The organism is Streptomyces sp. CBMA123 (assembly GCF_014596465.1).
Lineage (GTDB): Bacteria > Actinomycetota > Actinomycetes > Streptomycetales > Streptomycetaceae > Kitasatospora.
In genome coordinates, this window is sequence record NZ_MECK01000201.1 from 34653 (window position 1) to 55968 (window position 21316).

Here is a 21316-nt window from a genome sequence, read left to right on the forward strand (position 1 = left end):
GGCGCCGCGCCGCCCGCTTCGTCGGCGGACCATGCCAGGATGGAGCTATGGCGAAGACCGGTACCACCACCACTCAGGACCTGCGCTCGGCGATCGAGCGCAGTGGCTACTACCCGGCCCTGGTGTCGGAGGCGGTGGAGTCCGCGGTGGGCCCGGAGCCGATCAGCTCCTACCTGGTGCACCAGGAGACGACGTTCGACTCCAACGAGGTGCGTCGGCACGTGACGGTGCTGGTGCTGACCCCGACCCGGTTCGTGGTGAGTCACACCGACGAGCAGTCGGGCGACGCGGGCAGCCCCGCCGTGCCGTTCGCGACGACCTCGACGGAGAGCGTCCGGCTGGACCGGATCGGCTCGGTCGTGCTGAGCCGGATGGTGGCCAACCCGGAGACGTACACGCCGGGAACGCTGCCGCGCGAGGTGGTGCTGACGATCGGCTGGGGTGCGGTGCAGCGTCTGGACCTGGAGCCGGCCGGCTGCTCGGACCCGAACTGTGAGGCCGACCACGGCTACACCGGCTCGGCGACGGCCGACGACCTCTCGCTGCGGGTGAGCGAGGCCGGGGACGGCCCGGAGACGGTGGCCCAGGCGCTGCTGTTCGCCCGGGCACTGTCCGACGCGACGATCGACAACAGCCCGCGGGTCTGATCCCCCGGCCGAGCCCCGCCGTTCCCGTTCGCGCCCCCGTTCCTGTTCGCGCCCTCGTTCGCGATTCCGACCGCGTTCCCGACCGCTACGAATCCGGTTCCATGTCCTTCGCACCCTCCGACGGCTACGACGCCTTCGAGATCCTCGACCCGGCCGCCGCTCCCGCGCCCCCGTACGGCAGCGGCTCGCTCTGCGACCTGCTGCCCTCGGTGGCGGCGGGCCTGGGCGTCCCGGGGTTCACCGCGACCCTGCCGATCGCCCCGGCCGACCGGGCGGTGGTGTTCCTGGTGGACGGCCTCGGCTGGGAGCTGCTGCTGCGCCACCCCGAGTACGCGCCGTTCCTGTCCTCGCTGGCCGCGAGCTCGCTGGGCGGCACCGGCCGTCCGCTGACCGCGGGCTTCCCGTCGACCACGGCGACCTCGCTGGCCTCGGTCGGCACCGGGACGCCGCCGGGCCTGCACGGTCTGGCCGGGTACACGGTGGCGGTGCCGGGCGCCGACTACCTGATGAACCAGCTGCGCTGGCAGCCGCCCACCGACCCGAAGGCCTGGCAGCCGTACCCGACGGTGTTCGAGCAGACCCACCGGGCCGGGGTGGCGACCGCCCAGGTGTCCTCCCCGCTGTTCGCCCAGACCCCGTTGACCAGGGTGGCGCTGTCCGGTGGCACCTTCCTGGGCCGTACCACCGGCGAGGAGCGGATGGACCTGGCCGCCTCCTGGCTGGCCGAGCACGACCGGGCGCTGGTGTACACCTACGTCAGCGAGCTGGACGGCGCGGGCCACCGCTTCGGGGTGGACTCCGACGAGTGGCGGATGACGCTGGACGCGGTGGACCGACTGGCCCGCCGGCTGGCCGAGCAGCTGCCGCCGCGCTCGGTGATGTACGTGACCGCGGACCACGGCATGATCGACATCGCGCCCGAGGACCGGATCGACTTCGACGAGGACTGGGAGCTCGGCGCCGGCGTCGCCCTGCTCGGCGGCGAGGGCCGGGCCCGGCACGTGTACGCGGTGCCGGGCGCCGCGGCCGATGTGCACACGGTCTGGAGCGAGGTGCTGGGCGACCGGATGTGGGTGGCCACCCGGGACGAGGCGATCGCGGCCGGCTGGTTCGGCCCGACCGTCGACGAGCGGGTGTACCGCCGGATCGGCGACGTGGTCGCCGCGGCGCGCGACGACATCGCGATCATCGCCTCCCGCAACGAGCCCGGCGAGTCCGCGATGATCGGCCTGCACGGCTCGATGACCCCGGTCGAGCAGTTCGTCCCGCTGCTCGAAGTCCGCGGCTGAGCCCGTCCCTTGACTTCTCTGTGCCCGAACCCCCTTGATGTGAAAGGCCTTTGCTCCACCCATGGCTGAACTGGTGTTCTTCTCGGGCACGATGGACTGCGGCAAGTCGACGCTGGCGCTGCAGATGGACCACAACCACACCGCGCGCGGTCGGCAGGGCGTCATCCTGACCCGCAACGACCGGGCCGGCGCCGCCACCATCTCCAGCCGGCTGGGCCTGCGCGCGGACGCCGTCGAGGTGACGGACGACTTCGACTTCCACGCCCATGTGGTGCACCGGCTCTCGGCGGGCGGCCGGGTGGACTACCTGATCTGCGACGAGGCGCAGTTCTTCGCCGCCGAGCAGGTCGACCAGCTGGCCCGGGTGGTGGACGAACTGGACATTGACGTCTACACCTTCGGTATCACCACGGACTTCCGCACCCGGCTGTTCCCGGGCTCGCAGCGGCTGATCGAGCTGGCCGACCGGGTGGAGGTGCTGCAGGTCGAGGCGCTGTGCTGGTGCGGCGCGCGGGCGACCCACAACGCCCGTACGGTCGGCGGGGTGATGGTGGTCGAGGGCGCCCAGGTGGTGATCGGGGACATCTCGGTGAGCGACGACGAGATCGGCTACGAGGTGCTGTGCCGCCGCCACCACCGCCGCCGGCTGACCGCCGCGACCGCGCGTGCCTCGGTGCTCTCCCCGGACGTGCTGCCGTTCGAGGAGCAGCAGGCTTAGGGGCGTGTTCTGACAATTCGCGCGCCCGGCGGGAATCGTCAGACAGGCCGCTAAGGCTGCTCCCGGCCCGTGGCCTCCAGTACCGAGAAGTGCCCGCCCTGCGGGTCGGCCAGCCGGGCGGCGCGGCCGCGGGCGGTGTCGTGCGGCTCCACCAGGACGCGGCCGCCGAGTTCGACGGTGTGACGGGCGGTCAGTGCGCTGTCCCGGACGGCGAAGTGGGTGCGCCAGCGCGGCGGGTGGCCGCGCAGGTCGGCGTGGTGGCGGATGCCCGCGACCGGGCGCCCGTGCACCAGCAGCGCGGTCTCGTCGGCGGCGGACCGGACCGGCCGGTCGAGCACGGTGCCGTAGAAGGCGGCGGCGCCGTCGGCGTCGGGGGTGAGCAGTTCGGCCCAGGCGGGGCCGCCCGGGTCCTCCCCGGCCTCCCGACCGAGGTGCTCCTCGGCCTGCCAGAGGCCGAAGACGGCGCCGGAGACGTCGGCGGCGATGGCCATCCGCCCGGCGCGTTCGGCCTGTACCGGCCCGACCGCGACGGTGCCGCCGCACTCGCGCACGAGTTGGGTGGTGCGGTCGGCGTCGTCCACGGCGAAGTAGGTGGTCCACTGCACCGGGAAGCCGGTGGTGGTGGAGACGCCGAGGCCGGCGACGGGGGTGCCGTCGAGCTCGGCCCGGACGTAGGCGCCGAGTTGGCCGGGCCCGGGGGAGTACGTCCAGCCGAGCAGTTCGCCGTAGAAGGCGCGGGCGCCGGGCAGGTCGTGGGTCAGCAGGCTGACCCAGCAGGGCGTGCCCTGGGCCAGTCGGAGTTCCACCGCGGGCAATGCGGGCCTCCTCACGGGTGGTTGGCGCGCGGGAATCCTCGCGCGCGAGGGTGATGCTTCCACCCTGGCGCGAAGCCCAACCCTCGACCCGCGCGGAAAGTCCGGCAAAGAGCGCATAAAGAGCCGTGGCCGGGGCGCGCTGCGCGACAATGTCCGGCATGACCACCTTCAACGACGGTTCCCCGCTGATCTCCGCGGCCGAGCTGCGGGAGGCGCTCGCCTCCGCGCACCCGCCGGTGCTGCTGGACGTGCGCTACCAGTTGGTCGGCGCCGCGCCGGGCGGCCCGACCGCGGCCGAGGAGTACCGGGCCGGGCACCTGCCCGGCGCCCACTTCGTCGAGCTGGACCGGGACCTCGCCGCCCCGCCCGGCGCCCCCGGCCGCGGCGGGCGCCACCCGCTGCCGGATCCGGAGGAGTTCGGTGCGGCGATGCGCGGCTTCGGGGTGAGTTCGGGGCGCCCGGTCGTGGTGTACGACGGCGCGGCGTCGATGGCGGCGGCCCGGGCCTGGTGGCTGCTGCGCTGGGCCGGGCACCGGGACGTCCGGGTGCTGGACGGCGGATTCGCGGCCTGGCGGTCGGCCGGGCTGCCGGTGACGGCCGAACTGCCGGAGCCGGCGGAGGGTGACTTCAAGCCCGTCCCGGGCCAGTTGCCGACGGTGGACGCGGACGGCGCCGCGGCCTGGGCGCGTGACGGTCTGCTGCTGGACGCCCGGTCGGGGGAGCGCTACCGGGGCGAGAGCGAGCCGGTGGACCCGCGGGCCGGGCACGTTCCGGGCGCGGTGTCGGCGCCGACGTCCGAGAACGTGGGCCCGGACGGGAGGTTCCGACCGGTCGCCGAACTGCTGGCCCGGTTCCGGGCGTTCGGCGCGGGGGAGCGCCGGGTCGCGGTGTACTGCGGCTCGGGCGTGACGGCGGCGCATCAGATCCTGGCGATGGAGGCGGCGGGCCTGGACGCCACGCTGTACCCGGGCTCGTGGAGCGAGTGGTCGAGCGACGGGAGCCGCCCGGTGGCGGTGACCGACCAGCCGGGCTGAGTCCGGCCGAGTCCCCGGACGTATGACGGAGGGGCGGGAGGCCAGGCCTCCCGCCCCTCCGTCATACGTCCGGGGACTACTCCTGCTTCTTGCGCCGACTGCCGAAGACGATCTCGTCCCAGCTGGGCACGGTGGCCCGGCGCCCGGGCCGGACGCCGTCCGCCTCGGCCTGCCGGTCGGTGGTGCCGACCAGGCGCTCGCGGTGCGGGGCGACGGCGCGCGGCATCAGGATGTCGGCGTAGGCCGAGCCCGCGCCGACCGCCGGGGCGGCGGCCGCGGCCGGCTCCTCGCTCTCCTCGGCGACCTCGGCGGGCACCGGTTCGATCGGGGCGGGGCCGCCGACGGCGAGGTCGCCGCGGAACGCGGGGACGACGTCGAGCAGGCTGGTCAGCGAGTCCCGGGACTCGGCGGTGGCCTCGCGCGACTCGCGGACCTCGCGGGCCGACATGATGCGGTCGGCGGAGGGCCGGTCGATCATCGGGCGGGGCGGCCGGTCCTGGGGGAGCCGGGCGATCCGCGGGATGAACGGGAAGACCGAGTCCTCCTCGCGCTCGACGCTCTCGCCGATCAGCGCGCGGGCCTCGTCGTCGTTGGGCTGGACCAGGCGCCGGGGCGGGTCGTACGTCCAGGACGCGCTGCGGCCCTCGCCGTCGGCACGGTAGGAGAGGATGACCTCCCAGGTGCCGTCGTCGCGCCGCCAGGAGTCCCAGCGCTCGGTCTCCTTCTCGGCGCCGCGCAGGGCGAGCCGTTCGGCGACGGCCTCGCCGAGCTGCGGCCCGGGGGACTCGCCGTTGCGGCGGATGGCGGTCTTACGGGCGCGCTCGGCCATGAAGGCGCGCTCGGCGAGGACCGGCCCCTCGAAGCGGCGGACGCGGTCGACGGAGATGCCGGCGGCCTGGGCGACCTCCTCGGCGGAGGCACCGGCTCGTATCCGGGCCTGGATGTCCCGGGGGCGGAGGTGGCTCTCGACCTCGATCTCGATCTGGCCGAGGCGCGGCCGGTCGCCGCGGATGGCGGCGCGCAGCCGCTCGTCGATGGGGAGGGTGTACTCCGTGCTGTCGGCAGCCTTGAGCACCAGCCGTGTGCCGTCGTTGCTGACGGCCACAACCCGCAGTTCGGGCACGGTTACCTCCCGGGTGGTGCCTGCCGACGTCACCTGCGTCGCTGCTCCCGTACTGAGTGTGGCCTGCCCACTCGCGACTGGCCACAACCTTGCTGAGTTCCCCGGCGTGTCGGGCTTACGCCCGGCCACACCGCTGTGGCACGGTTGCCTTTTTGCCACGTCATCCGTCGACGTCGCGCCTGGGTGTCCCGGCCGTTCTTGCACGCGGAGTGTTCGCGACGATCCGGGACCGGCGTCGCCGTGCGTGCCCGTTCCGTGGCTCTTCGTCAAGCTGCCGGTGTAGGCACAGTCGACATGTCGACCCAGGGCTCGGGCTTTACGAACAGTACTCCATTCGTGGCATCCGAAGGGGCGGCTCGCCGCTCAAGTCTCCCGCGATTCACGGGAATCTCAAGAGCGCGCGCCCCCAATGGCGGACCACTGCCGGATGAACGGTGATCATCTTCACACAATCCGGGCGAGGAGAACCGCATTTTCGTCCCTTGTGTCCTTCTTTGGGCAAGATGGAGGGGCTTGTTCGAGTAGTAGTCGTACGGACCGAGGGATGTTGATGCCGGAGCTGAGCCCCGCCGAGGAGGGCGGCAAGGAGGAGCGCAAGCGGATCGATCTGAGTGTGGCTCAGGTCGTGGCGAGCGCGTTGGCCGCGGTGGTGGGCGCGCTGCTCGCCTCCGAACTCGGCGTGTACGGCACGATCATGGGCGCGGCCGTGGTCAGCATCGGGGCGACCACCGGTGGCGCGGTGTTCCAGCACGTGTTCCGGCGGACCGGCGAGCAGCTGCGCGACGCGGTGGACCGCGGGCCGAACCAGGCCGTGAACACCCTGCGCCAGGCGCCGGTCGGCCCGGAGCGGCCCGAGCGGCCGGCGGAGCTGCCCGCCGGCCCGCCCCCGGTGATCACTTCGGAGTGGAACGAGCCGCAGGTGGTGCGGGCGCGCCGGCGGTTGGGGTGGAAGGGCTACGCGGCGGCGTCCGGGCTGGTGTTCGTGCTGGCGATGACGCCGATCGTGGCGTTCGAGCTGGCCACCGGGCAGCCGGTGTCGGCGACGGTGAAGGGCGAGTCCGGCAACGGGACGTCCTTCGGCGGCACGGTGGCGCCCGGAGGCCAGGCACCGAAGGACGCCCCGGCGGACCGGCCGTCCACCGGCGGCGGGCGCGGCCCGGAGTCCACGCCGTCCGGCGGTGCCTCGGCTCCGGCGACCACCCGGCCCACCCGGGAGCCGAGCCCGACCCCGAGCGCCGGCACCGGCGGGCACGGCGGCGACGCCTCGCCCTTGGCGGGTCCGAGCGCGAGCCCGTCGGCCGGGGCCTCCCCGTCCGCGAGCGGCGGGAAGCCCACCGGCGGGGCGGTCACGCCCCAGCCGCCGGTGCCGACCGACGCTCCGGCGAACGCGACGGTGGCCCCGCCGGCCGGGACCTCGGCACCCTGAGCGGGAGCTAGATGAATGAGTCCGATGTCTGGGCTGGCCGCGACCATGACGAAGGGTGCCCGTTGGTTGGTTTGTGAAGACGAACCTGGACACCCTTCTGACGGCACTGTACGTGTTCATCGACGACCATGTGGCCCCGCGTCACCGGATCGGGCGACCGCCGAGGCTCTCGGACGCGGAACTGCTGTGCCTGGCCGTGGCGCAGGTACTGCTCGGCTTCCCCTCGGCGAGGCACTGGCACCGCTTCGCGAGCAGTCGGCTGCGGCACCTGTTCCCTTACCTGCCGGGGCAGTCCGGCTACAACAAGCGCCTGAACAGCGCCGGCTCGCTCATCGCGCAGGTCGTCGGGGCACTGGCCCGGCAGGTGCCGACCTGGCCCGACGACCTGCGGCTGATCGACTCCACACCGCTGCCCTGTGCCGCGTCGAGGGAGACCGTGAAACGCTCGGCCCTGGCGGGAACAGCCGGGTACGGCTACTGCGCCAGCCACTCCCGGTTCTTCTGGGGCCTGCGGCTCTACCTGCTGACCACCGCCGAGGGCATGCCCGTCGGCTGGTGCCTGGCGAACCCGAAGCTCGGTGAGCGCGAGGTGATGGAGGCGATGCTCGACCGTGACCGGCACCTCGTGCGCCAAGGGCAGGTGATCCTCGGCGACAAGGGCTTCGCGGGGGCCGCGTTCGAGGCCTTCGTCACCGACGAACTCGGCGCGCACCTGGTACGGCCCGACCGCAAGGGCGAGCCTGCCCGCTTCGGCAGGCTCGCCCGCGTCCGCCAGTGGATCGAGGCCGTCATCGACACCCTCAAGGGCCAGCTCAGCCTGGAACAACACGGAGCCCGAACCGAGGCCGGCGTCTTCGCCCGCACCGGTCAACGACTGCTCGCCCTCGCCGCCGCCATCTGGCACAACTGGACCACTGGCGCCGCGATCAAGCGCTCACTCATCGCCTATGACCACTGAGGACATCGGACTCATTCATCTAGGGCGTGTCTGACAATTCCCGCCGGGCGCGCGACGCTCCCCCAGCCTTCGGCTGGGAGGTACCCCCAGGGCACAAGCGCACCTCGCCGCGTTGTCGTCGGTCGCCGATGGCCCCCAGCCTGGCGGCCGGGAGGTGCCCCCACCGCGTGGACTCCGCCCCCAGCCTCCGGCCGGGAGGTGCCCCCACCTCCGCCTTGCGATGCACGCACCCCAACGCCGCGCGCTGATCCGGCGCGAATTGTCAGACACGCCCTAGGCCCCCAGCACCCGCCGCAGGTAGTCGTTGCCGAACAGGCGCTGGGGGTCGACCTCGTCCCGCAGCGCCGCGAAGTCGGCGAAGCGGGGGTAGACGCCGGCCAGGTACTCGGCGTCGCGGGTGTGCAGCTTGCCCCAGTGCGGGCGGCCCTGATGGGCGGTCATCAGCTGTTCCACGCCGGTGAAGTAGCCCTGTTCGCGGGTGCCCCGGTAGAGGTGGACGGCGATGTAGGCGCTGTCCCGGCCGGAGGCGGTGGAGAGCCAGAGGTCGTCGGCGGGGGCGAAGCGGACCTCGACCGGGAAGCCGACCTTCCAGTCGGAGCGTTCGATCAGGGCCTTCAGCTCGCGTAGCACCTCGGCGACGGCCGCGCGCGGCACGGCGTACTCCATCTCCACGAAGCGGACCTTGCGCGGGCTGGTGAACACCTTGTACGCGGTGTCGGTGTAGCTGCGGTCGGACCAGGCGCGGCTGGCGAGCGAGGCGATCGAGGGGATGGAGCCGGGGAAGCGGCGGCCGACCCGGCAGGCGCCCTCCCAGACGGTGTTGGAGAGGAAGTCGTCCTCCAGCCACTCCTTGAACCGGGGCAGCGGGGCGGCCGGCCCCTGGCTGCGGTTGTTGCGCTTGGTGGAGCAGCGGTCGGTGTGCGGGAACCAGTAGAACTCGAAGTGCTCGTTGACGGCGGTGAGGTCGTCGAGGCGTTCCAGCACCTCGTCGAAGCCCATCGGCTGCTCGTGGGCGGTGAGCAGGAAGGCCGGTTCGACGCCGAAGGTGAGGGCGGTGATCACGCCGAGGGCGCCGAGGCCGAGCCGGGCGCCCTGGAAGAGCCGGGGGTCCTCGGTGGGGGAGCAGCGCCGGACGGTGCCGTCGGCGAGCACGATCTCCAGGGCGCGGATCTGCGCGGCGAGCGAGCCGGAGTCGCGGCCGGTGCCGTGGGTGCCGGTGCTGGTGGCGCCGGCGACGGTCTGGACCTCGATGTCGCCCATGTTGGTGAGGGAGAGGCCCTCGGCGGCGAGGATCCGGTTGAGGCGGCTGAGCGGGAGGCCGGACTCGACGGTGATGGTGCCGGCCTCGCGGTCGATCTCGCGGACGGCGGTGAGCGCGTGGGGCCGGACCAGCAGGCCGTCGCCGGGCGAGGCGATCGCGGTGAAGGAGTGGCCGGAGCCGACGGCCTTGACGCTGCGGCCCTGTTCGGCGGCGCGCCGGATCTCCCTGGCCAGTTCCTCGGCGGTGCCGGGGGTCGCGCTCCGGGCCGGGTGGGCGCTCTGGTTGCCGGCCCAGTTGGTCCACCGGGTGCGGGTCGCCGTGCTGGCCTGGGGCATCTGCGCTGCCTCCTGCTCCGGGGCCGAACGGGGTCGGCGCGGTCTGCGGCGGCGCTGCCGCCCCAGGGCCCGTCCGCGCTGTGCGGGAGGCGGGCCGTACCTGCGGGTAGGGCCGCGGGTAGGGCGAGATTAGTCAGTTCACCGTTCGGCGTCTACGGGTCGTCCGACCGTTCCGTCGCCCGCCCCGGCGGGCTGCTCGGCGCCGAGTCCGGCGCGCAGTCGTCCGAGTCCGGCCAGGGCGGCGAGCACCCCGAGCGCGCCGGCGGCCAGTGGCACCCAGTAGCCCGCGGCGGCGCCGGAGGCGTCGACGACCCAGCCGCCGGCCGAGGAGCCGGTCGCGACGCCGAGGGCGAGTCCGGTGGTGGTCCAGGTCATGCCCTCGGTGAGCTGGGCGGCCGGGACGAGCCGTTCGACCAGGGCCATCGCGGTGATCAGAGTGGGGGAGATGGCGACGCCGGCGACCAGCAGCGCGGCGCCGACCGCGACCAGGCCGCCGATGCCGTGCACCGCGTGGGCGACCAGCAGCAGCGGCACCATGCTGAGCGCCATGAACAGCACGCCGAGGAAGAACCGCCTGGCCATCGAGCCGGCGGGCTTGACGGCGCCGAACACGACTCCGGCCAGGCAGGAGCCGAGCGCCCACAGGGCGAGGATCACGCTGGAGATCGACTTGTGCCCCTGGGTCTCGGAGAAGGCGACGGTGACCACCTCGACCGAGCCGAAGATCGCACCGGTGGCGACGAAGGTGAGGATCAGCACTTGCAGGCCGCGGTTGCGGATGACCGAGCGGCCCTGCTGTCTGGCGGCCTCGTGGACCGGGGGCTCGGTGGAGCGCTGGCCGGCGAACAGCAGCACGCCGACGGTGAGGAAGATCCCGGCGAGCAGCACGCCGGCCTCCGGGAAGACGGAGGTGGCCAGGCCGATGGAGAGGATCGGGCCGACGATGAAGCAGACCTCGTCGACCACGGCCTCGAAGGAGTAGGCGGTGTGCAGCCGGTCGGCGTCCTCGCGGTAGAGGTGCGCCCAGCGGGCGCGGACCATCGCGCCGGTGCTCGGCATCACGCCCATGCCGGCGGCGAAGACGAACAGCGTCCAGTCCGGGGCCTCCAGCCGGGCGCAGAGCAGCAGGCCGACGACGGCGCCGATGGTGAGGGCCATGGCCGGGACGATGATCCTGGCCTGGCCGTGCCGGTCCACCAGCCGGGAGACCTGGGGGCCCAGGACGGCGGCGGAGACCGCGAGGGTCGCCGAGACCAAACCGGCCACGCCGTACGAGCCCCGCAGTTGGGACAGCATGGTCACGATGCCGATGCCGGTCATGGAGATCGGCAGTCGGGAGACGAAACCGGTGGAGGAGAAGGCCACGGTGCCGGGCGCGGCGAATATTCGGCGGTAGCTGGACAGCACGGGCGCTCCGAGCAGGGGGGTAAGGAACAAGGCTGGTCTGGACAGCTTACGTACGTTGGCAAACGGGATTTTCCGGATGCCCGCGCGGCCCCGGCGCCGACGCCCGGCCCCTCAGTGGCAGGATCGGTGCCATGTCCGACGCGCGCAAACCCTCCCCTTCCGGCGCCGCCCCGTACGACGCCCTGCTGCTGCTGTCCTTCGGCGGGCCCGAGGCCCCCGAGGACGTCGTCCCGTTCCTGGAGAACGTCACCCGGGGCCGCGGCATCCCCAGGGAACGGCTGAAGGAGGTGGGCAAGCACTACTTCATGTTCGGCGGCGTCAGTCCGATCAACGAACAGAACCGGGAGCTGCTCGCCGCCCTGCGCAAGGACTTCGCCGAGCACGGGCTGGACCTCCCGGTCTACTGGGGCAACCGGAACTGGGCCCCGTACCTGGTGGACACCCTGCGGGAGCTGGCCGCGGACGGCCACCGCCGGATCGCCGTGCTCGCCACCAGCGCCTACGCCGGCTACTCGGGCTGCCGCCAGTACCGGGAGAACCTGGCCGACGCGCTGGCCACCCTCGCCGAGGAGGGCGTCCCGGCGCTGACCGTCGACAAGCTGCGGCACTTCTACAACCACCCCGGCTTCGTCGAGCCGATGATCGACGCCACCCTGGCCGCCCTGGCCGACCTGCCCGCCGACGTACGGGACGGCGCCCGGCTGGCCTTCACCACCCACTCCATCCCGGACGCGATGGCCGAGACCTCCGGCGCCCCGGACGACCCGGCCCGCGGCACGCCCGGCGGCGCGTACGTCGCCCAGCACCTGGATGTGGCCCGGCTGATCGCCGCGGCCGTCGCCGAGCGCACCGGCGTCGCCGACCGGCCGTGGCGGCTGGTCTTCCAGAGCCGCAGCGGCGCTCCGCACACCCCCTGGCTGGAGCCGGACATCTGCGACCACCTGGAGGCCCAGCACGCCGACGGCGCGCCGGCCGTGGTGATGGTCCCGATCGGCTTCGTCTCCGACCACATGGAGGTCAAGTACGACCTCGACACCGAGGCCGTCGCCAAGGCCGCCGACCTGGGCCTGCCGGTCTCCCGCGCGGCCACCGTCGGCGCCGACCCGCGGTTCACCGCCGCGGTGCGCGAGCTCGTCCTGGAACGGGCCGCCACCGAGCGCGGCGAGGCCGTGACCCGCTGCGCCCTCGGCGCCTTGGGTCCCAGCCACGACGTGTGCGCGGTGGCCTGCTGCCCCAACCCGCGCACCCCCCGCCCGGCCGCCGCCGAGCGCTGACCCCCGCCGAGCACCGACCCCTTCCGGAGGAGATTCCCGTGCCCACCCCCGCCCTGCCCGACGACCGGCTCCTCGACGACCTGCTGGACGTCGCCCTGGACGCGGCCCGGCAGGCCGGCGTCCTGCTGCGCGACAGCCGCCCCGCCGACCTCGGCGTGGCCGGCACCAAGAGCAGCCCGGTCGACGTGGTCACCGAGATGGACCTCGCCTCCGAGAAGCTCATCGTGGAGCTGATCGCCGACCGCCGCCCCCAGGACGGCTACCTCGGCGAGGAGGGCGCCGAGCGCCCCGGCACCAGCGGGGTGCGCTGGGTCGTCGACCCGCTCGACGGCACGGTCAACTACCTGTACGGGCTGCCCTCCTGGGCGGTCAGCGTGGCCGCCGAGGTGGACGGCCGGGCCGTCGTCGGGGTGGTCTACGTCCCGGCGCGCGGGGAGCTGTTCCACGCCGTGCTGGGCCGCGGCGCCCGCCTCGACGGCCGGCCGCTCTCCGCCCGCCCGGCCCCGCCCTGGGGCCAGGCGCTGATCGCCACCGGCTTCAACTACGTCCAGCCGGTGCGGGTGCGCCAGGCCGAGGTGCTGCTGGCGCTAATGCCCGAGGTACGGGACGTCCGCCGGGCCGGGGCGGCCGCGGTGGACCTGTGCGACGTGGCCGCCGGGCGGCTGGACGGCTACTACGAGCGCGGCCTCGCCCCCTGGGACCGCGCGGCCGGCTGCCTGATCGCCACCGAGGCCGGCGCCCTGGTCGGCGGCCGCCCCGGGCACGGCCCGGACGGCGAGCTGACCGTGGCCGCCGCCCCGGGCGTGTACCAGCCGCTGCAGGAGCGGCTGGCCGCGCTGCGCGCCTGGGCGGACTGAGAACGCTTCGGGAAGGCGAAGCCCCCGGCGCGGAACCTTCGGGAAGGCGAAGCCCCCGGCGCGGAACCTTCGGGAAGGCGAAGCCCCGCGACGGTTCCTCGGGACGGCGAACCCCGCGCGGAACCCTTCGGGACAGCGAAGAGCCCTGGCATACGGGGGATGCCAGGGCTTGGGGTTTCGCACGGCCCCCGCAGGGCCGCTGGTGCCGGAGTACCGGCGTCGGGTCAGGCGGCGGTGCGGTGGCGTTCCAGCACGGTGTCCACACCGTGCTCGGCGGCGAGACGACGCAGGTCGTCCAGCTCGGACTGCTCCACCTCGGCGAGGAACTCGTCCCCGGCCTCGATCGCGCGGTGCAGGTCCTGCTCGGCGTTGGCTATGCGCTGCAGGATTCCGGCCTTGAAGGCGTCCATACGGGCCCCCTTACTGTGTCGGACGTGCACGGTCGTGCGCTCTCCGCCCTGAGGAAGGTTCAGCCGGTGAATGCGCCCTGGCCGACAGGTGAGAACTCCGGTCGGGCGCGGAGACGGCCTGCGGCCGCTCCCGGTGACGTCCCAGCCCCAGGGCCGGCGCGGATGAACGCACGGCGGGTGGGTGCGATCGGCCAACAGCCAGATCGCGGGTGTGCAGCTGTCCTCCCCGCCCGGGGGGCCGGGAAACCTCCCGGCGGAAGAAAGTTGCCCGTGTCACAGTCCAAGCGGAGCGATACCGACACGAACGGTCACCGTCGCGGGGTCCGGGCTTCCTGCCCGTGGGGCAGCTTATCGCTGCTTTACCGCAGGACCAGGCAGGATGGAGGCACCGTCGGAGCCGTGCGTCCGTTTCCGGGGCCGGCCTGGAGAAGGGACAACGACCGTGCGGGTTCTCGTCGTCGAGGACGAGCAGCTGCTTGCCGAGGCCGTCGCGACCGGCCTGCGCCGCGAGGCGATGGCTGTCGACGTGGTGTACGACGGGGAGGCCGCGCTCCAGCGCATCGCGGTCAACGACTACGACGTCGTGGTCCTGGACCGTGACCTTCCGCTGGTCCACGGCGACGACGTCTGCCGCAAGGTGGTCGAGCAGGGCCTGGCGACCCGGGTGATCATGCTGACCGCCTCCGGCGACATCAGCGACCGGGTCGAGGGCCTGGAGATCGGCGCCGACGACTACCTTCCGAAGCCGTTCGCCTTCAGCGAACTCGTGGCCCGGGTAAGGGCGCTGGGCCGCCGTGCGACCATCCCGCTGCCCCCGGTGCTGGAGCGGTCGGGCATCTCGCTCGACCCCGGTCGGCGCGAGGTGATCCGCGACGGGCGCACCGTCCAGCTCGCCCCCAAGGAGTTCGCCGTCCTAGAGGTGCTGATGCGGGCCGGCGGCGCCGTCGTCTCCGCCGAGCAGCTCCTGGAGAAGGCCTGGGACGAGCACACCGACCCGTTCACCAACGTCGTGCGGGTCACCGTGATGACGCTGCGCCGCAAGCTCGGCGACCCGCCGGTGATCGTCACCGTGCCCGGTTCCGGCTACCGGATCTGACCCCGGAGTCCGCCTCCACGGAACCCGCCCCCGAGGATTCCCCGCCGTACTCAGCGCCCGCCCCGGCGGACGCCCGAGAGGACCATCATGACCACCCCGCCGCCCCCGGCCGGCGGGCCCTCCGGCGCGCCCGCCGGCGGCCCGCGTGCCGTACCGCCCAGGCCCGTGCACCCGCCGCGCCCGCCCCACCCGAACCAGCACGAGACCTACGTCCCCGGTGACGGCATGCTCGCCTGGCTGCCGTTCCGCCCCACCATCCGGATGCGGCTCACCCTGCTGTACGGCGGGATGTTCCTGATGGCGGGCGTCGTCCTGCTGCTGGTGATGTACTACTTCGTCCAGCAGGCCCTGAACTCCGTCGCGCCGCCGCAGCTCAACTTCTCCGTCGTCGACCGCAACGGCATCCCGTACTCGTCCTTCGTCGTCAACGGCGTCCAGATGACCAGCGACCAGTTCAACGCGCTGCTCGCCAGCCGGCACGAGGCCGCGTCGAACATCGCCGTCAACGCCCTGCTGCGCAAGTCGCTCACCGTCCTGGTCTGCCTCGCCGTGATCGCCTTCGCGGCCGGCTACGCGATGGCCGGCCGGGTGCTGCGCCCGCTCGGCCGGATCACCCGCACCGCCCGGGACGTCGCCTCCTCCGACCTGCACCGCCGGATCGAGCTGGACGGCCCGGACGACGAGCTCAAGGAGCTCGCCGACACCTTCGACGACATGCTGGACCGGCTGGACCGCTCCTTCGACTCCCAGCGCCGCTTCGTCGCCAACGCCTCGCACGAGCTGCGCACCCCGCTGGCGATCAACCGCACCCTGCTGGAGGTCCAGCTCTCCGACCCGGCCGCCTCGCCCGACCTCCAGCAGCTCGGCAAGACCCTGCTGGCCACCAACGAGCGCAGCGAGCAGCTGGTCGAGGGCCTGCTGCTGCTGGCCCGCAGCGAGAACGAGCTGACCGACCGCCGCGCGGTGGAGCTGTCCGAGGTGGCCACCCGGGCGCTGGAGCAGACCCGGGGCGAGGCCGACAAGCGGGAGGTCGAGCTGCGGTCCAAGCTCGATCCGGCGGTGGTCGCGGGCAACGGGGTGCTGCTGGAGCGGCTCGCGCTCAACCTGCTGCAGAACGCTGTCCGCTACAACACCCCGGGCGGCTGGGTCGAGCTGGCCACCGCCACGGTGCCGGGCGGCGGTGAGCTGGTGGTGTCCAACACCGGCCCGGTGGTGCCCGGGTACGAGCTGGAGCACATCTTCGAGCCGTTCCGCCGGGTGAAGGGCGCCGACCGCACCCGCAGTGACAGGGGGGTCGGGCTGGGCCTGTCCATCGTCCGCTCGGTGGTGCGCGCCCACGGCGGCACCGTCGAGGCCACCCCGCGCGCCGGGGGCGGTCTCACCATGCGGGTGCGGATTCCCTCGCCCTAGCCCCCCTCACAGGGCCGATCCGGCCCGTCATGGCTCCCGGTGCTGCCACGTTCCGTGGGCGACCGTTCTCAGCCGCCCCCGTCAGGCCCGTCAAGACGACATAAGGCCTGGCGGGGGCGGCTTGTCATTTCCGGCCCGAGCAACTTACGGTGTCGTAACCTACGCAACCGTAAGTGCGACCGCCGGGATGTCCGCCGACGGCTCCGAGAAACGGACGCGTGCCCGCCCAACGCGCCCGTCCCGCGCGTATCCGTCCCCCCCAGGAGCAAGATCGTGACCATCGCCCCCGTGCAGAGCAGTCCCTCGCTCGGATCGAGCGGCTGGACCGACGCGCGGCTGATCCTGGCCCTCGAAGAGGTCGTCGAGACCGAGCTCAACCGCCACCTGGGGGTGGCGAAGGAGTGGATGCCGCACGAGTTCGTCCCGTGGAGCCAGGGCCGGGACTTCGACGGCGTGCTCGGCGGCGAGGCCTGGTCGCTGGACCAGTCGCAGGTGACCCCGCTCGGTCGGGTCTCGCTGGTGGTGAACCTGCTGACCGAGGACAACCTCCCCAGCTACCACCACGAGATCGCGAGCATGTTCGGCCGCGAGGGCGCCTGGGGCACCTGGGTGCACCGCTGGACCGCCGAGGAGGGCCGGCACGGGATAGCCATCCGCGACTTCCTGCTCGCCACCCGGGCCGTCGACCCGGTGGAGCTGGAGCGGGCCCGGATGAGCCACATGTCCGAGGGCTTCGAGTCCGACAACGCGCACAGCATGCTGCACTCGGTCGCGTACGTGGCGTTCCAGGAGCTGGCCACCCGCATCTCGCACCGCAACACCGGCAGGTACGCCGGGGACGAGCTGTGCGAGCAGCTGTTGGCGAAGATCGCCAACGACGAGAACCTGCACATGGTCTTCTACCGGAACCTGCTGAAGGCCGCCCTGGAGATCGCCCCCGACCAGGCCATGCGCGCCATCGCCGACGTGGTCGTCAACTTCCGGATGCCCGGTCACGGCATCCCCGGTTTCGAGCGCGCCGCCGCGCAGATCGCCCTCGGCGGGGTGTACAACCTGCGCATCCACCACGACGACGTGCTGCAGCCCGTGCTGCGCAAGCTGCGCGTGATGGAGATCGGCGGCCTCGGCCCCGAGGGCCTGCTGGCCCAGAACGAGCTGGGGGCCTTCCTGGACGGGCTGGACGGGCAGGCGCGCAAGTTCGAGGAGCGCCAGGCTGCGCTGCTGGCCCGCCGGGAGGCCCGCCGGAACGCCGGTTAGGGCGCCCGCGGGGGCGCTCCCCCGGGTCGTCGCGCCCTCCGAGGGAGGGGGCGGAGTGGGTGGATTTTCCGTGGTTTGCCCCGGAAGATTCTGAACGTGACCAAGCTCACACCGTGTCGCTCCGCGGAGCGGGGTGACCCCGGAGAGTGATCACTCCATCGGGGGTGTCGATCGCCGTCCGTGACCGGTATCCGGCCCGCCGCCGGTCCGCAGGATTGGTCGGCATCCCTGGTGGGCAAGGGATTCAGCGGACACCCGTACGGGTTTCGCTCACTGTGAGTCGCCGACCTGGCGGGCATTCGGCGGGTCGGAGATGGCCCAGCGTGAGGCCTTTTGCGCCTCGGAGGATCACCCCAACGGAGCCCTGGCTGAGTGTCGATTGAGTAACGGGGCTTGAAGTAAGGCAAAATCTCCGCCTCGGGTCGGGCACAAGACCGACCCCCCATGCGTTACGTGCGCTGGAGATACCGCACACACCGCACAAACCCGGAGGGGGAGAGCGAAAAATGGCAACCGACTACGACACCCCACGCAAGACCGACGACGAGCTCAACGAAGACAGCATCGAGGAGCTCAAGGCTCGGCGGAACGACAAGGGCGGCGGCTCCGTCGACGTCGACGAGTTCGACGCTGCCGAAGGCATGGAGCTTCCCGGCGCCGACCTCTCGAACGAGGAGCTCGCAGTTCGGGTCCTGCCGAAGCAGGCCGACGAGTTCACCTGCATGAGCTGCTTCCTGGTCCACCACCGCAGCCAGCTGTACAGCGAGAAGAACGGCAACCCGATCTGCCGGGACTGCGGCGCCTGAGCACCGCAGCGGACAGCGCCAGGTGCCCGTGGCTCCCGCGGCACCGGCACACCGCCCCTTCCGGCCCCGGGCAGCGGGGCCGGACGGCAGGTCCGCGGCCCGTCCTGCGGGACGGACGCGGGAGGACGGAGTCGGTCGGCCGCGTGCCGGCCAGGACAAAGTCGTAGGGACGGTCCCGCATCAGCGGAACCGTCCCTCTCGGTCTTTCGGGGCCTGTGGTGCGTCGGCTACGTACGGGCGCCGCGCCGGGCCTCCTCCAGTGCCTCGGCCAGCTTCATCGGCGAGCGGGTCGACAGGTAGAGGTAGGGCGTCGGGTCGGCCGGGTCGCTCACCTCGACCCGCAGCGCGGTCGGGACGTAGCTGCGCAGCAGCATGAAGGCACGGGGATCGGCCTTCGGGCCGCGCCAGGCCGCGGCCTCGGCGGGACTCAGGGCCTGGGCGGCACCCAGCGCGTCCACCGGGATCCGGGCCGGCCCGGCCACCAGCGAGCCCTGCACCACGCGGATCCGGGCCGAGCCGTAGCTGCTGATCGCCACCGCGCCGGCGGCGATGCCGACCACCAGGCCGACCAGGGCGGCCAGGCCGCTGACCCGGATCAGGATCAGTGCGAGGGTCAGACCGATTGCGACGGGGAGCAGCCACCAGGAGCGCGGCACCGTGAGGCGTTCGTCGTACATGCCCTCCATTGTGGGCGCCCTGACGCCCGGGCCGGGACGCCACCCCCACCGGAGGCCTTGCTACCCCTGGGTAGGCTGGCGAACCGTGACCGGTACGACCACCCCCACCACCCCCACCGACCGGTCGGCGCCCGCGGTGCCGCCGACCCCGACCACCCCGCCGCCGGACGCCGTGATCCCGGAGCGCCACCCCCAGGCGCCCGCCCCCGGCACCCACCTAGGCTCGCACTACGAGCACTGCTTCGGCTGCGGACCGCAGCACCCCGGCGGCCTGCGGATCGACGCGGTCGCCGGCGAGGGCCTGGACGTCACGGCCGAGCTCACCGTCCGGGACGTCCACCAGGGCGGCCCCGGGCTGGCCCACGGCGGCCTGCTGACGACGGCGATGGACGAGACCCTCGGCACGCTCAACTGGCTGCTGCACGCGCCCGCCGTGACCGGCCGGCTGGAGACCGACTTCCTCAGGCCGGTGCCCGTCGACTCGGTGCTGCACCTGCGCGCCTGGATCACCGGAGTGCGCGGCCGCAAGATCTACAGCGCCGCCGAGGCGCGGATCGGCGGCCCGGACGGACCGGTCGCCGTGCGTGCACAGGCACTGTTCATCCAGGTGAAGCTGGAACACTTCACCACGCACGGTCGTGCCGAGGACATCGACAAGGTCCTCGACGACCCGGATCTGATGAAGCGCGCACGAGCCTTTGAGGTGAACCCTTGAGCGAGACCCCCCGTCCGCAGCTGGACGTCCTGATCAAGCGCATCGACGCCGAGCTGCCGCTGCCCGAGTACGCGCAGCCCGGGGACGCCGGCGCCGACCTGCGGACCACCGTCGACGCCGAGCTGGCCCCCGGCGAGCGGGCGGTGCTCCCCACGGGCGTCGCCATCGCGCTGCCGGACGGCTACGCGGCCTTCGTCCACCCGCGCTCCGGGCTGGCAGCTCGTTGCGGAGTTGCTCTCGTGAACGCCCCGGGGACGGTCGATGCCGGGTACCGTGGAGAGATCAAGGTGATCGTCGTCAATCTGGACCCGCGCGAGGGGGTCAGCTTCCGCCGAGGGGACCGGATCGCCCAGCTGGTCATCCAGCAGGTCGAGAGGGCCCGCTTCCACGAGGTGGCCGAGCTGCCGGGGTCGGCACGCGCCGAGGGTGGGTTCGGGTCGACCGGCGGCCACGCCGCGGTCTAGCATTCCCGCGGCCTCGCAGGAAGCCGAGCAGGTATTCGCATCGGTCTTGGACCGGGAAGGACAGTGACCGTGTTCCGTCGTCGCCAGAAGAGCGAGGACGCTGTCGAGCAGCTCGCCGACGACGCCATCAGCGCCGACGAGACGGCCGATGACGTCGAAGGTTCCGCCGAGAGCGAGAACGTGACCGAGCTGGACCAGGCCGACAAGGTCGGCCTGCCGCCGGCCCCGCGGCCGGACGGCCCGTGGGACCACACCGAACTGGAGACCCCGGAGGAGGGACGAGTCGACCTCGGGGGTCTGCTGGTCCCCGGTGTCGAGGGCATGGAGCTGCGCGTCGAGGTCGCCGGTGACGCGATCGTCGCCGCCACCCTGGTGCTCGGCAACAGCGCCATCCAGCTTCAGGCCTTCGCGGCCCCGAAGTCGGAGGGCATCTGGGGGGAGGTCCGCGAGGAGATCGCCAACGGCATCACCTCGCAGGGCGGCCTGATCGAGGAGGAGGAGGGCCCGCTCGGCTGGCACCTCCGCGCCCAGGTCCCGGTGCAGCTCCCGGACGGCACCCAGGGCGTGCAGATGGTGCGCTTCGTCGGCTGCGACGGTCCGCGCTGGTTCCTGCGCGGCGTGATCTCGGGCCAGGCCGCCGTGCAGCCCGAGATGGCCGGCATCCTGGAGCAGGTCTTCCGGCAGACCGTCGTCGTGCGCGGTGAGAGCCCGATGGCCCCCCGCGACCCGATCGTGCTGAAGCTTCCCGAGGACGCCCAGATGGTCGCCGACGGTGGCGGGGCCGCTGCCGCCGCGGGCGAGGGCGAGGGCCGCTACGGCTCGCTCGACCCGTTCGCGCGGGGCCCGGAGATCACCGAGGTCCGCTGATCCCCGCCCGATCGTCTCTGCTGATCGCCTCCGCCCGGAACCCCGGGCGGAGGCGATTTGCATGTGGCGGGCCGGTCACCGTACAGTTCCGGAGTCGCCGCGGGAGACCGGGGCGACAAAGCGGAAAGTGAATCCGATGAATGAAACTCCGGAAAACGGAGCGGAAAACATCTGATAAGCTGGAAACACGAAAGAACGAAGCGCCCGGAGGGCCCGCTGGAAGGCGGCTCGAAGGAAGTGTCCGTTCCTTGAGAACTCAACAGCGTGCCAAAAGTCAACGCCAGATATGTTGACATCCCCGACCTCGATCGTCTGATCGGGGTTGGAGATTCCTTTTGAAACAAACACTAGCGAGGACGCAGTGCGCGGGACCGCCCTATTCCGGTGGTTGCCGTGCCGCTCAACGCGGGTGTGCACCGGCCCTGCTTGATTGTGGGGCCGAGTAAACATTCACGGAGAGTTTGATCCTG

At 72.7% G+C, this 21316-nt stretch carries 21 protein-coding genes; 15 read left to right on the plus strand and 6 right to left on the minus strand.

The features are described 5' to 3' along the window. Positions 1-47: 47 nt before the first annotated feature. The 3 genes from BG452_RS22165 (at position 48) to BG452_RS22175 (ending at position 2654) form a co-directional block, all read left to right on the plus strand. The gene (locus tag BG452_RS22165) at positions 48-647 is read left to right on the plus strand and encodes a DUF5998 family protein (protein WP_188306087.1); all 600 of its coding nucleotides are present in this window, start codon (positions 48-50) and stop codon (positions 645-647) included. A 101-nt stretch (positions 648-748) separates the two neighbouring features. After that, positions 749-1936 (plus strand): alkaline phosphatase family protein, encoded by a 1188-nt coding sequence (locus tag BG452_RS22170; RefSeq protein ID WP_188306088.1) that lies wholly within the window; start codon positions 749-751, stop codon positions 1934-1936. A gap of 61 nt (positions 1937-1997) precedes the next feature. Beyond that, positions 1998-2654: a thymidine kinase gene (locus tag BG452_RS22175; RefSeq protein WP_188306089.1), complete on the plus strand. Its 657-nt coding sequence runs from the start codon at positions 1998-2000 to the stop codon at positions 2652-2654. 50 nt (positions 2655-2704) lie between these two features. On the opposite strand, the gene BG452_RS22180 is transcribed toward BG452_RS22175, so the two are convergent. Next, a complete protein-coding gene (locus BG452_RS22180) occupies positions 2705-3460 on the minus strand; it encodes a VOC family protein (protein ID WP_317621170.1) in 756 nt (251 codons plus the stop codon). A gap of 167 nt (positions 3461-3627) precedes the next feature. Here BG452_RS22180 and BG452_RS22185 point away from each other — a divergent pair, with 167 nt between their 5' ends. After that, positions 3628-4503 carry a sulfurtransferase gene (locus BG452_RS22185; RefSeq protein WP_188306091.1) on the plus strand — a complete coding sequence of 292 codons (876 nt, stop codon included), beginning with the start codon at positions 3628-3630 and terminating at the stop codon, positions 4501-4503. A 76-nt stretch (positions 4504-4579) separates the two neighbouring features. Here BG452_RS22185 and sepH read toward each other — a convergent pair whose 3' ends face one another. Next, positions 4580-5659 carry a septation protein SepH gene (gene sepH / locus BG452_RS22190; RefSeq protein WP_188306092.1) on the minus strand — a complete coding sequence of 360 codons (1080 nt, stop codon included), beginning with the start codon at positions 5657-5659 and terminating at the stop codon, positions 4580-4582. Positions 5660-6176: 517 nt separating this feature from the next. On the opposite strand from sepH, the gene BG452_RS22195 reads away from it, so the two are divergent. Both BG452_RS22195 and BG452_RS22200 read left to right on the plus strand, forming a co-directional pair. After that, positions 6177-7052, plus strand: a complete 876-nt coding sequence (locus BG452_RS22195) for a hypothetical protein (RefSeq protein ID WP_188306093.1) — start codon at positions 6177-6179, stop codon at positions 7050-7052. Positions 7053-7125: 73 nt separating this feature from the next. Next, complete coding sequence (locus BG452_RS22200) at positions 7126-8010, plus strand: IS982 family transposase (protein WP_188306094.1); 885 nt, start codon at positions 7126-7128, stop codon at positions 8008-8010. Between the two features lie 273 nt (positions 8011-8283). Here BG452_RS22200 and BG452_RS22205 read toward each other — a convergent pair whose 3' ends face one another. Then, positions 8284-9606, minus strand: coding sequence for a D-arabinono-1,4-lactone oxidase (locus BG452_RS22205; RefSeq protein ID WP_188306095.1), 1323 nt, complete (start codon positions 9604-9606; stop codon positions 8284-8286). A gap of 138 nt (positions 9607-9744) precedes the next feature. Continuing rightward, positions 9745-11013 carry an MFS transporter gene (locus BG452_RS22210; RefSeq protein ID WP_188306108.1) on the minus strand — a complete coding sequence of 423 codons (1269 nt, stop codon included), beginning with the start codon at positions 11011-11013 and terminating at the stop codon, positions 9745-9747. A gap of 131 nt (positions 11014-11144) precedes the next feature. Here BG452_RS22210 and BG452_RS22215 point away from each other — a divergent pair, with 131 nt between their 5' ends. After that, a complete protein-coding gene (locus BG452_RS22215) occupies positions 11145-12287 on the plus strand; it encodes a ferrochelatase (RefSeq protein WP_188306096.1) in 1143 nt (380 codons plus the stop codon). A gap of 38 nt (positions 12288-12325) precedes the next feature. After that, positions 12326-13144 (plus strand): inositol monophosphatase family protein, encoded by an 819-nt coding sequence (locus BG452_RS22220; protein ID WP_317621169.1) that lies wholly within the window; start codon positions 12326-12328, stop codon positions 13142-13144. 224 nt (positions 13145-13368) lie between these two features. On the opposite strand, the gene BG452_RS22225 is transcribed toward BG452_RS22220, so the two are convergent. After that, positions 13369-13554, minus strand: coding sequence for a hypothetical protein (locus tag BG452_RS22225; protein WP_030057688.1), 186 nt, complete (start codon positions 13552-13554; stop codon positions 13369-13371). A gap of 442 nt (positions 13555-13996) precedes the next feature. Between BG452_RS22225 and BG452_RS22230 the strand changes: the two genes are divergently transcribed. The 4 genes from BG452_RS22230 (at position 13997) to BG452_RS22245 (ending at position 18123) form a co-directional block, all read left to right on the plus strand. Next, on the plus strand, positions 13997-14650 hold the full coding sequence (locus tag BG452_RS22230; RefSeq protein ID WP_188306097.1) for a response regulator transcription factor: 654 nt from the start codon (positions 13997-13999) through the stop codon (positions 14648-14650). Positions 14651-14737: 87 nt separating this feature from the next. After that, the gene (locus tag BG452_RS22235; RefSeq protein ID WP_188306098.1) at positions 14738-16060 is read left to right on the plus strand and encodes an ATP-binding protein; all 1323 of its coding nucleotides are present in this window, start codon (positions 14738-14740) and stop codon (positions 16058-16060) included. 273 nt (positions 16061-16333) lie between these two features. Continuing rightward, positions 16334-17317, plus strand: coding sequence for an acyl-ACP desaturase (locus tag BG452_RS22240; protein ID WP_188306099.1), 984 nt, complete (start codon positions 16334-16336; stop codon positions 17315-17317). 506 nt (positions 17318-17823) lie between these two features. Beyond that, positions 17824-18123: a DUF4193 domain-containing protein gene (locus BG452_RS22245; RefSeq protein ID WP_030057692.1), complete on the plus strand. Its 300-nt coding sequence runs from the start codon at positions 17824-17826 to the stop codon at positions 18121-18123. A 227-nt stretch (positions 18124-18350) separates the two neighbouring features. On the opposite strand, the gene BG452_RS22250 is transcribed toward BG452_RS22245, so the two are convergent. Continuing rightward, entirely contained in the window at positions 18351-18800 is a 450-nt protein-coding gene (locus tag BG452_RS22250) for a DUF3093 domain-containing protein (RefSeq protein WP_411292991.1), read from the minus strand. Positions 18801-18936: 136 nt separating this feature from the next. Here BG452_RS22250 and BG452_RS22255 point away from each other — a divergent pair, with 136 nt between their 5' ends. The 3 genes from BG452_RS22255 to BG452_RS22265 all read left to right on the plus strand — a co-directional run bounded on the left by BG452_RS22255 (position 18937) and on the right by BG452_RS22265 (position 20846). Continuing rightward, positions 18937-19515, plus strand: a complete 579-nt coding sequence (locus tag BG452_RS22255) for a PaaI family thioesterase (protein ID WP_317621171.1) — start codon at positions 18937-18939, stop codon at positions 19513-19515. A 20-nt stretch (positions 19516-19535) separates the two neighbouring features. Continuing rightward, positions 19536-19979 (plus strand): dUTP diphosphatase, encoded by a 444-nt coding sequence (dut, locus tag BG452_RS22260; protein ID WP_411292992.1) that lies wholly within the window; start codon positions 19536-19538, stop codon positions 19977-19979. Positions 19980-20048: 69 nt separating this feature from the next. Beyond that, positions 20049-20846, plus strand: a complete 798-nt coding sequence (locus tag BG452_RS22265; RefSeq protein WP_188306103.1) for a DUF3710 domain-containing protein — start codon at positions 20049-20051, stop codon at positions 20844-20846. Positions 20847-21316 lie beyond the last annotated feature (470 nt).